This window comes from Pseudomonas sp. GW823-FHT01D03 (genome assembly GCF_058798255.1).
This window is the reverse complement of sequence record NZ_JBXAKK010000001.1, coordinates 2,685,943-2,698,090: the sequence shown is the minus strand read 5'-3', so window position 1 is coordinate 2,698,090 and position 12,148 is coordinate 2,685,943. Positions and strand designations below refer to the sequence as shown.

The following is a 12,148-nucleotide window of genomic DNA, read 5'->3' as shown; positions in this document are numbered from 1 at the left end:
GGCACTGCTGCCGGACAAGGGGCGCGACTCTAGCGGGCAATGGTGGGTATTTCAAATCCGGGCAAGCGCCTTACTGCGCTGGTGTGACCAGTGGCTGCAGAGGCAAGGCTTCAACGGCTCAACCACCTAGCCACTGCGTCGATTCACGCTTACCATACCCACAACTCGTATTACCGCGGCTGCTGAACCCGGTACTCACGAGGAAATGAAGCATGGAAAGAACCCGCGCCTGGAGACGTCATCAGGCCCGTAAACGCGGCAACGGCAAAGCGGCTGATCCGCTGAAGTTCAAACCGCAAAAGAACTGGAAGCTGATGTATACCCGTGCCGACAAACTGGCCAGGGCACGTCAACTGGGCATGAGCTATCCCATCCGCACCACCCGCCAATTGCTGGATCTAGTGTGACCAATCTCCTGTTCGTTTGCAGCCGCAACCAATGGCGCAGTCCGACGGCGGAAGCGATCTGGCGCCGTCGGCCCGGGTTCGAGGCCCGCTCGGCAGGCACCAGCCCCAACGCACGCAAACCCATCGGCCCGGCGGATATCCGCTGGGCCGATGTCATCTTTGTCATGGAACGCAAGCACCTCAATCGCCTGCAAGCCGAATACGCCCGATTACTTGAACACAAGCCGATCCACACGCTGGATATTCCAGATGACTATCGCTTCATGGATCCCGAGCTGGTGGACATTCTTGAGGACGCCGTGAAGCCTTATCTCGAGCCTCGGGCTTAGTGCTCAGGCTGCCATCCTCATCACCGTACTTTCAAATCGAGTAGAAACATGAACCGCCAAAAGAAACTGCAGCAGTTGTTCAAGGAAAAGGCCAAGAAGGCCAGCGCCAAACTCGCGCCGAAAAAGCCCAAGTACATCAGCAAGGCCGACCGCGCGAAACTGGCTGCCGAAGCGGCGGCCGAACCGGTTGAGACCCGCGAGAGCTGATTGGCTGCATCAGGCCTCAATTAAACGTGCTTTACAGATACGCCTCGATGTTCGCGATCGCCCGATCGATGTAGAGCTCTTTCTCGCCAACGGGCGTCACATAATGAAACGCGTTGCGGGTAGCCTCCACACCGGCCAGACGGGCGATGAACCAGGCCGCCATATATTGTGAGGACAGGCAACCGCCAGCGGTGGCGACATTGCCCTTGGCCATGAACGGCTGATTGAGCACTGCCACGCCGGCCTCCTCAACCCAGGGCTTGGTGATCAGATCGGTACAGGCTGGAACGTCATTCAGCAGACCGAGCTTTGCCAGGATCAGCGTGCCCGAGCACTGGGCGCCCAAGAGCTGGCGCTGCGGATCGAGCCGTAGCCGCGCCATCAGCTCGGTATCCGCCACGATATCCCGGGTCAGACTTCCGCTGCCCACCAACACCGCGTCCGCGTCGCTCGCCTCCTCCAATGACACCTGAGCCTCGATCACCAGGTCATTCATCGAACGCACTTTTTCCGTCGGGCTGGCGATCGACACGCGCCAATCGGGCTGTTTCACCCGGTTGAGAATGCTGAACGCGATAAGCGAATCGAGTTCGTTGAAGCCTTCAAAGGTCAGGATGGCGATGTGCATGGTGAGTCTCTAAATGGGCGATGACTCATCGTAAAATCTGCCGCTCATCACAATCAAAAAATTGTCATGGGTACATTGCCATCCGACATCGACGGACATTTGGCAGCCCAGGTACTGAAAGCCCAATCACCTCGCTCCTGCTGAAAACACTGGCCGCGCTGGCGCCGTTCTCCCCCGCGCCGCTTTATCGACAGACCACCCTGCGCTTCCACGCCGCGCAACTGTCTTCGTCATTCGACGTACTTGGGGCAATCAGATGCTGCGGGGCATATCGATCCGAATTGCCGTTTATTGTTGCAGCCACTAGCCTTACCAATCCAAAAGCACAAATCGGAGATCAGCATGACGGTACGCCCCGCCACCGATAGCGATCTGACAGCCCTCTTCGACTTGCATCGAGTAGTCTTGCGCGAACACATCGAGAAAATATGGGGCTGGAATGAGAGTTGGCAACGCGCAAATTTCGCAACGGAATTCGCATGCGCAGCCACTTCGGTTATTGAACAAGACGGCGGGATTGTTGGATACGTGCAGATTCTGGATAAGGAAGATCGAATCCATATTCAGAACATCGCTATTTCGCCCGAATACCAAGGCAAGGGCATTGGCTCGCGCATTCTGAAGAACCTCCAGCTGGAAGCTGCCGCACGTCAAGTGCCGTTGCAATTGGGCGCTTTTCGTACGAACACTTTGGCGCAGAAGCTCTATGAACGGCTGGGCTTTCGCCAGACTGGCGCGACGGAAACGCATATCGAAATGTCGTGGACAGCGACCAGAACCAGGCCCCTGACAACCAACTGCCGTGATCCGAATCCATCCGCGTAAAAGACCTTTCCTGATTCAACGTATAAGGACATTCAATGCCACGCTCTCTGCAGTTCGAACAAGTTGGCAAGAAATGCGCCGAGGACGCCGTCAGCCAGGGCACCGCCATGGGCCCCGAAATTTTCCGCCGCGCCCGGTTCGATCACCTAACCTCATAGCTTGTGTGATCAACGAGAACCGGCCCCTCTCATGCGCAACACATTGAAGTCATTGTTTTTTGTCGCGCTGCTCCTGCTCGCTCCGGGCGGTTCGGCGTTGTGGGCGGCGGATTTGCCGGCGTCTTCGGCGACGACTCCGGCGCCGCTGGTGGAGGTCTCGCAAAGTGATCTGCAAGCGCTGCAACTGCGCCTCGACGGGTTGAAGCAGCAGATTTCCGCTGCCAATAACTACAACCAGCTCGAAGGCCCGCAGGACCGGGTACAGACGTTCACTCTTGATGTCGATCGGTTGTCGGCGTCGTTGTTGCCGCAGCAGGCGCAACTGGCGGTGCAGTTGGGCGTGCTCGGCGCGGCGCCGGATACGCAGATTGCCGCCGAACAGGCGGAAATCGCCGCACAACGGGCGTATCTCAACGAGCAGAAAAACAAGGTCGATGCCACGCTCAAAAGCCTTGCCGCGCTCAAACAAAGTGCCGCCGAGCTGATCACGCAAATCGCCGGCATTCGCCGCACGCTGCTCGAAAGCGAACTGACGCTGCGCACCGACAGCATCCTGAGTCCGGCCTTCTGGTCGCCGTTGGTGGTGCCGGAGCCGGATGACCGTCAGCGCCTGAAGTTTTTCATCGATCAGGTCAGCGTCACTTGGGCCACGGTCTGGGCGCCCGGGCAGCGCTTTTTCACCTGCGTGCTGGTGCTGCTGGCGCTGGCTTTCTGGACGGTCGGCCGCCGGCTCGCCGAGCGCGGGCTGACCTGGCTGTGCATCCATCGCATGCCGGAGGGGCGCCTGCGCCGCAGCGCGCTGGCATTCGCCTCGGCGCTGGCGACCCTGGGCACCACGGCCATCGCTCTGCATCTGCTGTTCTATGCCGGCACCCGCCACGAACCACTGACGCCCATGCTGCAGACTTTTTCCGAGGAGTTCGAAAAAGCCGTTTACGCCTGCGTCCTGATCACCGCGCTGAGCCGCGCACTGCTGTCGACCCAGCATCCATCGTGGCGGCTGCCGGCGATTGCCGACTCGGTGGCACTGGCGCTTCAACCCTATCCACGGATTCTCGCCGCCACCCTGCTGGTGCTGGTGACCCTGGTGCAAGTCAGCAACGCCACCGGCATGAGCAGCCAGATCGTGATCGCCCAGCGCGGGGTGATTGCCATCGTGGTGATCGTGATTCTGGTGCCGCTGCTGTTGCGCGTCGGCAAAGTGCGCAAGGCGTTGCTCACCGCCAATGACCCGGAGGCCGGCAGCACGTTTGCCGGGGCGATCTACAGCATTGCCACGGTGTGCATGTGCATATCGGCGCTGGCCTTGCTCACCGGCTACGTGTCGCTGGCCCGCTTCGTCACCTATGAGTTGGTGTGGGCCTATATCGTGTTGGCCGGGTTCTATTTGCTGATTCAAGTGGTCAAGGATGCCTGCGAGTACCTGTTCTCGCCGCGCTACTCCGCCGGCAAGACCATCAAGCAGACCCTGGGCATGGGCGACCGGCGGCTGGAGCAGATATCGATTGTGCTGTCCGGTGCCAGCCGTGCCGGGCTGCTGTTGCTGGCGGTGATCACCCTGTTCGTCGGCGGCATCGGCACCACGTTCGGGCAACTGACCACCAATGTCATGGGTATTCTCGGCGGCGCCGGCTTGCGCAAGCTGAACATCGTCCCGGCGCATCTGATCAATGCGGTATTGGCGCTGTTGATCGGCATCTACCTGATCCGCGCCCTGCGCCGCTGGCTCGACAACGAATTCCTGCCCAAGACCGACATGGATCCGGGCATGTGCGCGTCGTTGAGCACGCTGTTTTCCAACATCGGTTATGCCACCGTCATCCTCCTGACCTTGTCGTCGCTGGGCGTGCGCTGGACCAATCTGGCATGGATCGTCAGTGCGCTGTCGGTGGGGATCGGTTTCGGCTTGCAGGAGATCGTCAAGAACTTCGTCTCCGGGCTGATCCTGCTCACCGAGCGCCCGGTGAAAGTCGGCGACCTGATCAGCATCAGCGGCGTCGAGGGCGACATCCGCCGGATCAACGTGCGCGCCACGGAAATCCAGCTCAGTGACCGCTCCATCGTGATCGTGCCCAACTCGCAACTGATCTCGCAAAACCTGCGCAACGTCACCCTCGGCGGCAGCGCCCAGGGGGTGGCGAGCCTGGAGCTGATGTTCCCGCTGGACATCGACCCCGAACAGGTCAAGGAACTGCTGCTGAACACCTACCGCGAAAACGAAAACATCCTCGACAAACCGGCGTCGTACGTGCGCTTCAGCAAGCTGTCGCCCGATGGCATCACCTTGACGGTGACAGGCTACGTCGGCAGCCCACGGATCGTCGGCGGGACCAAGAGTGATCTGCTGTTCGAGATACTCAAGCGGCTGGGGGATGCGGGGATTGCGCTGGCGAAACCAGCCGCCGCCCCGTAACAGCCCCCCTGTGGGAGCGGGCTTGCTCGCGAAGACGTCAGCACAGGCAAAATCTCCGGCGACTGACACAGCGCTTTCGCGAGCAAGCCCGCTCCCACACGGATTAGCGGTGATCCTTACAATGGATATCAGCCTGGGCATTATGCTGGCCGACCTGGCCTCATCGCTGGCAGGCCAGCTCCCAGAGGATTTCGTGGCAACCACTGGATCGCTGGCTGGCAAAAATCCACTGTAGGAGCGGGCTTGCTCGCGAAGACGTCGGCACAGGCAAAATCTCCGGCGACTGACACAGCGCTTTCGCGAGCAAGCCCGCTCCCACACGGATTAGCGGTGATCCTTACAATGGATATCAGCCTGGGCATTGTGCTGGCCGACCTGGCCTCATCGCTGGCAGGCCAGCTCCCACAGGATTTCGTGGCAACCACTGGATCGCTGGCTGGCAAAAATCCACTGTGGGAGCGGGCTTGCTCGCGAAGACACCGGCACAGGCAAAATCTCCGGCGACTGACACAGCGCTTTCGCGAGCAAGCCCGCTCCCACAGTGTTCTCGGCGGCCTGGCGGGCACCGCTGCACTCATAAATTTCCTTAACGTCGATGGGCCAACGAACGCACCAGCCGGTCGCCCAGGCTCTGCACGCCCTGCACCAGAATGACCAGCACCACCACGGTGGCGACCATCACTTCATTGTTGAAACGCTGATAGCCATAACGGATCGCCAGATCACCGAGGCCGCCACCGCCAATCACCCCGGCCATGGAAGAAAAACCGATCAGCATCACCAGCGTCAGGGTGATCCCCGCCAGTAGTGCCGGCAGCGCTTCGGGCAACAGCACTTTGCAAATCACATGACGGATATCGCCGCCCATGGCGAGGATCGCTTCGATGCGGCCCTTGTCGACTTCGTCCAGCGCGTTCTCGACGATCCGCGCAAAAAACGGAAACGCGCCGATGGTGATCGGCACCACCGCAGCGGTGCTGCCCAGCGTCGTACCAACCAGCAGACGGGTCAGCGGAATCAGTGCAATCAACATCACCACAAACGGCAGCGAGCGCCCCAGATTGACCAGCGAACCCAGCGCAGCATTGAGGCGTGGCAGCGGCCACAGTCCGTCGCGCCGACTGACAAACAGCAACACCCCGAGCGGCAAACCGATCAGCAGCGTGAACAGCCCGGCAAGCAAGACCATGTACAGGGTTTCGCCGGTGGCGTTGAACAGCAGTTGCAGGATTTCATCCCAGTTGATCGCGCGGCTCATGACTGGGCCGCCCGCACGCCATATTGCTTGAGGAAGCTGAGCCCGGGAATGTCGTGGCCCAGCGGCAGGCCGCAGGTCGGACGCAACGAAATGCCGAGACTCGATTGCGCATCGGCGAGCAAACGCGGCACCGGGCCGGACTCGACCAGGCGCCCGTCCGCCATCAACGCCGCGTGATCGCAGATCGACTTGACCACCTCCAGCTCATGGGTGATCAGCACTATGGTCACGCCCAGTTGCCGATTGATGTCGCGCAGCAGCTCAAGAATCGACGCCGTGGTTTGCGGATCCAGCGCACTGGTGGCTTCGTCCGACAGCAGATACGCAGGCTCGGCAGCCAGCGCGCGGGCGATCCCCACCCGTTGTTTTTGCCCACCGGACAACTGCGAGGGGAAGGCCTGCGCCTTGTCCGTCAAGCCGACCAGTTCCAGCAGCTCGCGCACCCGCACATGGCGCCACGGTTTGCCGACGTTGGCGATTTCCAGCGGCACGGCGATGTTGTCGAAGACGGTGCGCGAATGCAGCAGATTGAAGCCCTGGAAAATCATGCCGATGCGCTGCCGCTGGCGGCGCAGGTCGCTGGGCGACAAGGTCAGCAGGTCCACGCCGTCGATGAGAATTTGCCCGCTGTCCGGGCGTTCGAGCAGATTGAGACAGCGCAACAGGGTCGACTTGCCTGCCCCGCTCCGCCCGAGGATGCCGTAGATCGCGCCGTCGGGAATACTCAGCGACACCTGATCCAGTGCTGGTGCCGGCGCCGCCGGGTAGGTCTTGCTCAACTGCTCGACGACGATCATGGCTTGGCATCCTCCGCCGGAATCACCGACCCCTTGAAGTTATCGGTGATGTATTTCGCCACTTGCGGCGAGGTCAGGTCTTTGGCCAGTTGTGCGATGCGCGGATCGTTCTGCAGTGTCGGCGTGGTCACCAGAATGTTGGCGTACGGATTGTGCTCGGCCTTCTCCAGCCCCAGCGCATCCTGGGCCGGCACCAGTCCGGCTTCCAGCGCGTAGTTGCCGTTGATCACCGCAAGGTCGACGTCGTCCAGCGCCCGAGGAATTTGCGGCGATTCGATCTCAAGGATCTTCAGCTGTTTCGGGTTCTCGGCGATGTCCTTGGGTGTGGCCTGATCGGCTGCCGGATCCTTGAAACCGGGCTTGAGTTTGATCAGCCCGTTATCCTGCAACAGGTACAGCGCACGGCTCAGGTTGGTGACGTTGTTGGGCACCGCCACGGTGCCTTTTTCCGGCACGTCGGCGAAGCTTTTGTGTCGGCGCGAATAGATGCCCAGCGGCTCGATATGCACCGTGGCGGCCACCGCGAGTTTCTGCCCCAGCGCTTGCTCCTGGGATTTCAGATACGGCAGATGCTGGAAGTAATTGGCATCGACATCGCCATGCACCAACAGCTCGTTGGAGTTCACGCCGTTAGGAATCTCGATGAACTTGAGGTTGAGTTGCGGATCGATTGTCTGGATGTACGCGAGAATCTGCGCGTGGGGCACCGGGTCGGCCGCCACGCGCAGCGGCTCCAGTGCCTGCGCGCCGAACGAAGTCACCAGCGCGCCGAGCACGGCCAGGGTCAAACCTGCTTTTTTCAACATGGGCGGAGTCCTTGAGCGAGTGATGAATCAGGCGTTGGCGGTTTTACGAGCCGGTGCGGCGGGCATCAGCGCATCGGCATAGAAGCGCCGGGCGACGTCGGGGTGCGAACGCAACCGACCCTTGAGGTAGTTCCAGCCGACATCGCGAAACAACGGATTGAGCGGATCACTCGCCGGGCCACGCGCTTCGCGCAGCAGCGCGGTGGGCAACGGATACAGCGGCACCACGGCATCGAGTTGCGCGCCGAGGAAGAAGGCGATGGACAAGCGTTCGCTGCCTGCGGGCGGCGACACCACGCGATGCACTGTGGCGCGCAGATAACCGTTGGTGGCCAGCTCCAGCAGTTCGCCAATGTTCACCACCAGGGTGTTGTCGCGGGGCAGCGCATCGATCCAGCGCCCCTCCTCGACCTCCACTTGCAGACCGGCCTGCTGGTCTTGCAGGAGAAAGCTGAGGAACCCGGAATCCTTGTGCGCGCCGACGCCCTGCTGGCTCGCGTTGGCGGCTTGGCCTGGATAGCGCATCAACTTGATGTGTTCGTTGGGCTTGTCGCCGTACAACCGATCGAACGCGTCCGCCCGCAGCGACAGCGCCTGGGCAAAGGCACGCAACAGACGCAACGCCATGCGCGTCATCGCCTGTTGCCATTCGAGCAGCAGCGTTTTCAGTTCTGGCAGCGCCGCCGGCCATTGGTTGGGCCCCTGCAGCCGAGCCCACAACGGACTGTCCGCGTCCAGCGGCAACGCTTCGCGCTCGGCCCCGAGATCGAACTGCTCACGCCAATCGGCGTTGACCACGAGTGATCTCGGAAGCGGCACGGTTGTACCCGCGAAAGTGCGGCGAATTGATCATGCCGACGGCGGTCTTTTCCTGCTCGGCCAAGGCGAAGAACTGCCGGGCGTGATCCTGCACCTGCTTGAGCAGGTCGCTGTCGATGCCATGGCCGGTGAGATAGAAGAAGCCAACGTCACGCGCGGCGTGACGCAGGTTTTCAAGAAATTCATAACGCTGTTGCGCGGTGCCTTCGAACAACGAAAGGTCCAGCGTCGGCAGCGTGGTGATATCGAGGGTATGCGGCATGATTCACTCCCGTGTGAACCAAACCTGAAGAGCCTTTGATCGATTCAGCGTGTGCCGTCATGGCAATCGGGGGTCTATCGGTTTGATGCGTTTGATTCGTCGTGAGACAAAACTAAACGATCTTAAAAACCACGAACAAATACCCTTTTTGCATTAGCTTAGGCCTGACGCTCAGGTTCGCAGTCATCCCGACGCAGTGCTGGATGAACTGAGTGCTTTCCTGAGCGCCGACCTTTTAACAACGCTAATTGCGCTTCAACGGATCAACGTGCCGGGTCATAAAACGGTTCGACCGCCACCCGGCTGCCGACAAAGAAACTGTCAGCCACCAGCCGCAGCGGCTGCAGATCGACGTCGCTGGCCCGGTCTCCAATCAGTTGCCGGAAGTGTCGGTACACCGCCGTGTACTCGCCCTCTTCCGACACCGTTTGGCGCACGCCGTCGATGCTCAGCAGCGCCCCGCCGCTGTCCAGGCGCAGCACTCCTTCGGCGCAGCGAATCTCGATGCTCCAGAGTTCGTCGTGACCGTGGTCGAAATCGAACTCCGCCTGCACGTCGAGCCTGTGCGCATCGGACATCTTGATCGACGCGGCAATCGGCGACTGACAGTTGTCCGGTACGCGCAGTTCGGCGGACTTCACGAACAGTGGTTGCGCCAGCAAGCGGGTGACAATCGACAAGGCATTGATGCCGGGATCGAAAACCCCCAAACCACCGGGTTGCCAGATCCACGTCTGACCGGGATGCCACTTGCGCACATCTTCCTTCCAGTCGATCTGCACGCTTTGCAACGTGCGGCTGGCGAGCCAGTCGCGGGCCGCTTCAATACCGGGGGCGTAGCGCGAATGCCAGGCGAACAACGCACTGACACCCTGCTGCTGCGCTTGACTGACCAGGGCAAGCGCCTCGCCCAGCGTGGCGCACGGCGGTTTTTCTACCAACACATGTTTGCCGGCGGCCAGCGCCTGCTGCACCAGTGCGAACCGACCTTGCGGCGGCGTACAAAACGCAATCGCATCCACCTCAGGGCCGTTTTCCAGCAACTCGCTCAACGAGTGAAAGTTCTCCACCCCGGCACAGGGTTTACCTTGCGTGGCGACCGCCACCAGACGAAATCCGGGATTGGCGTTGATCGCCGGAACATGTTGATCCTGGGCAATCTTGCCGTAGCCCACCAGACCGAGACGGATCGGTTGCATCAATGACTCCTGTTTTTGTCTTGTTGTCGTCAGCGAGTGCGCAGATTAGCCGTAAACGTCACGGAAAACCCAGCTGAGTCTGATCAAAAAACCGCAGAAGCCAGCGCTCGGTTCATCGCAACGGGGAGTAACGCTGATGCCGCGGCGCAAACAGAGAAAGCCTGCTTTTCAGGGCAGGCTTTCACGTTCACAACGCTGCAATCACTTCTGTTGCGCGGTCAACGCCGAGTAACTGTTCATCAGGTTCCGATAGTTCGGAATCCGCTGCGACAGCAGATTGCCCAGCCCTTCGATGTCGTTGCGCCAGTCGCGGTGCAGCTCACAGGCGACCGAGAACCAGTTCATCATTTGGGCGCCGGCCTGAGTCATGCGGCTCCAGGCGGCTTGCTGCACGGTGGTATTGAAGGTACCCGAGGCGTCGGTGACGACGAAGACGTCGAAGCCTTCGGCCAGTGCCGACAGGGTCGGGAATGCGACGCAGACGTCGGTCACCACGCCGGCGATGATGATCTGCTTGCGGCCGGTGGCCTTGATCGCCTTGACGAAGTCTTCGTTGTCCCAGGCGTTGATCTGGCCTGGGCGGGCGATGTACGGCGCGTCCGGGAACATTTCTTTCAGTTCCGGGACCAGCGGGCCGTTGGGGCCTTGTTCGAAACTGGTGGTGAGGATGGTCGGCAGGTTGAAGAATTTCGCCAGATCGGCCAGAGCCAGCACGTTGTTCTTGAACTCGTTCGGCGAGAAGTCCTGAACCAGAGAAATCAGACCGGTCTGGTGGTCGACCAGCAGGACTACGGCGTCGTCTTTGTTCAGGCGGTTGTAGGTTGCAGTGCTCATGTTTGAATCCCTTTTCTTGGTTGAGGTAGTGGGCGTTGCGTTGAACATGGGCACAGATTACGGATACCGCCTGAACGGATAAATCGGTTGAAAAGCGTTTCACTGTCAACCCAAAGCGGACAGTCAAAGGTTATGAGCTAATAACACCTTCATTAAACCGTCTTTCAATCGTTGTACTAGGATAGGATCCAATTCCCGACATTGCGTCGTCCAACGGAACACGGATGGCACAGCGTCAGGAATGGATCGTTTCACCTGTAAATCATGGATGACGCTTATGAACTCATACCTGTTTCCCCACATCGGTAAAGTCATCGCCAGCACCGGCAGCCGGCACTTTCCGCGAATGCTGCATGACTTGATCCAGACTCAACTGGCAGTGGACGCCATGCACATTCGCCAGATGCGCGTTGAGCCAGTGGGCCGTACCGCGAATCGCAGCCAGCCGGAGATCGGAAAAGACCCGGCGCAACTGGCCGAAACAGTGTTCTCCGAGCACAGTGCCGCGCGCAGCGCCGAGCCGGTCGACGCGCAACCGGCCAGTACCGACGCCTCGCAACTGCACCTGACCCGGCGCAAGGACGGCTACCGCTATGTGATCTCGGTATATCGACACGATCAGTCACAACACTTCTCGGCTCAGGAACGAAGCTTGTTGCAGGATATTTCCCCGGTACTGCTGCCGATGGTGGAAAAACACATTCACGCCCTGCAACCCCAGCAGACCAACACAGAAGACCCGTCGCCCGGCGCTGACGGCGCGCAACAGGGCCTGGAAAACCTGCGGCTGCGCTTCAACGAGCGTTTGCAGCAACTGGGCCTGAGCCTGTCCAATCGCGAAACCGAAGTGTGCATCGGCCTGCTCGCCGGGCGAACCGCGCCGGAGCTGGCCGAGCAGTTGCAGTTGAAGGTCAACACGGTGGAAAGCTACCTCAAGCGCGCCGCGATCAAGCTGGGTATCAGCGGCCGGCATTCACTGATGCGCTGGATGTATTCGCCTGAACATACCACCACCCTGCCCGGCTCACCCCACGCCGCTTGATGGTGCCCGATCTGCAGGAACTGCCGCTGCGAGCAAGCCCGCTCCCACATCGAAATGCGCTGAGCCGATGGTTACAGCAACACCCGGTTAAAACTGTGGGAGCGGGCTTGCTCGCGAAGAGGCCGTGTCAGGCACTTAAGGTGTTGGCTGGCACACCGCATTCG

At 60.5% G+C, this 12,148-nt stretch carries 12 protein-coding genes and 1 pseudogene; 6 read left to right on the top strand and 7 right to left on the bottom strand.

Going from position 1 to position 12,148, the window contains the following annotated elements; translation table 11 throughout:
• The first annotated feature begins 212 nt into the window (after positions 1-212).
• The 3 genes from AC1RBR_RS11735 to AC1RBR_RS11725 are packed head-to-tail and all read left to right on the top strand — an operon-like array spanning position 213 to position 943.
• Complete coding sequence (locus AC1RBR_RS11735; protein ID WP_492564480.1) at positions 213-407, top strand: hypothetical protein; 195 nt, start codon at positions 213-215, stop codon at positions 405-407.
• Positions 404-736 (top strand): low molecular weight protein tyrosine phosphatase family protein, encoded by a 333-nt coding sequence (locus tag AC1RBR_RS11730; protein WP_096797690.1) that lies wholly within the window; start codon positions 404-406, stop codon positions 734-736. The genes AC1RBR_RS11735 and AC1RBR_RS11730 overlap by 4 nt, the downstream gene beginning before the upstream one ends.
• Before the next feature lie 48 nt (positions 737-784).
• Positions 785-943, top strand: a complete 159-nt coding sequence (locus AC1RBR_RS11725; RefSeq protein WP_081730283.1) for a DUF2986 domain-containing protein — start codon at positions 785-787, stop codon at positions 941-943.
• A 31-nt stretch (positions 944-974) separates the two neighbouring features.
• Here AC1RBR_RS11725 and AC1RBR_RS11720 read toward each other — a convergent pair whose 3' ends face one another.
• Positions 975-1,571 carry a DJ-1/PfpI family protein gene (locus AC1RBR_RS11720; RefSeq protein ID WP_492564479.1) on the bottom strand — a complete coding sequence of 199 codons (597 nt, stop codon included), beginning with the start codon at positions 1,569-1,571 and terminating at the stop codon, positions 975-977.
• Between the two features lie 342 nt (positions 1,572-1,913).
• Here AC1RBR_RS11720 and AC1RBR_RS11715 point away from each other — a divergent pair, with 342 nt between their 5' ends.
• Positions 1,914-2,396, top strand: a complete 483-nt coding sequence (locus tag AC1RBR_RS11715; protein WP_492564477.1) for a GNAT family N-acetyltransferase — start codon at positions 1,914-1,916, stop codon at positions 2,394-2,396.
• Between the two features lie 189 nt (positions 2,397-2,585).
• A complete protein-coding gene (locus tag AC1RBR_RS11710; protein WP_492564475.1) occupies positions 2,586-4,967 on the top strand; it encodes a DUF3772 domain-containing protein in 2,382 nt (793 codons plus the stop codon).
• A gap of 586 nt (positions 4,968-5,553) precedes the next feature.
• On the opposite strand, the gene AC1RBR_RS11705 is transcribed toward AC1RBR_RS11710, so the two are convergent.
• From AC1RBR_RS11705 to ycaC, 6 genes and pseudogenes are all read right to left on the bottom strand, one after another.
• Positions 5,554-6,225: a methionine ABC transporter permease gene (locus AC1RBR_RS11705; protein WP_492564474.1), complete on the bottom strand. Its 672-nt coding sequence runs from the start codon at positions 6,223-6,225 to the stop codon at positions 5,554-5,556.
• Entirely contained in the window at positions 6,222-7,022 is an 801-nt protein-coding gene (locus tag AC1RBR_RS11700) for a methionine ABC transporter ATP-binding protein (protein ID WP_492564472.1), read from the bottom strand. Before AC1RBR_RS11700 ends, AC1RBR_RS11705 begins: the two co-directional genes overlap by 4 nt.
• Positions 7,019-7,828, bottom strand: a complete 810-nt coding sequence (locus tag AC1RBR_RS11695; RefSeq protein WP_492564470.1) for a MetQ/NlpA family ABC transporter substrate-binding protein — start codon at positions 7,826-7,828, stop codon at positions 7,019-7,021. Before AC1RBR_RS11695 ends, AC1RBR_RS11700 begins: the two co-directional genes overlap by 4 nt.
• A 27-nt stretch (positions 7,829-7,855) precedes the next feature.
• A pseudogene (locus AC1RBR_RS11690) lies at positions 7,856-8,909 on the bottom strand (isopenicillin N synthase family dioxygenase).
• Positions 8,910-9,172: 263 nt separating this feature from the next.
• Positions 9,173-10,108, bottom strand: a complete 936-nt coding sequence (locus AC1RBR_RS11685) for a Gfo/Idh/MocA family protein (RefSeq protein ID WP_492564468.1) — start codon at positions 10,106-10,108, stop codon at positions 9,173-9,175.
• A gap of 201 nt (positions 10,109-10,309) precedes the next feature.
• Positions 10,310-10,942 carry an isochorismate family cysteine hydrolase YcaC gene (gene ycaC, locus AC1RBR_RS11680; protein WP_007966399.1) on the bottom strand — a complete coding sequence of 211 codons (633 nt, stop codon included), beginning with the start codon at positions 10,940-10,942 and terminating at the stop codon, positions 10,310-10,312.
• 277 nt (positions 10,943-11,219) lie between these two features.
• Between ycaC and AC1RBR_RS11675 the strand changes: the two genes are divergently transcribed.
• Complete coding sequence (locus AC1RBR_RS11675) at positions 11,220-11,984, top strand: helix-turn-helix transcriptional regulator (RefSeq protein WP_492564466.1); 765 nt, start codon at positions 11,220-11,222, stop codon at positions 11,982-11,984.
• Positions 11,985-12,148: the final 164 nt, after the last annotated feature.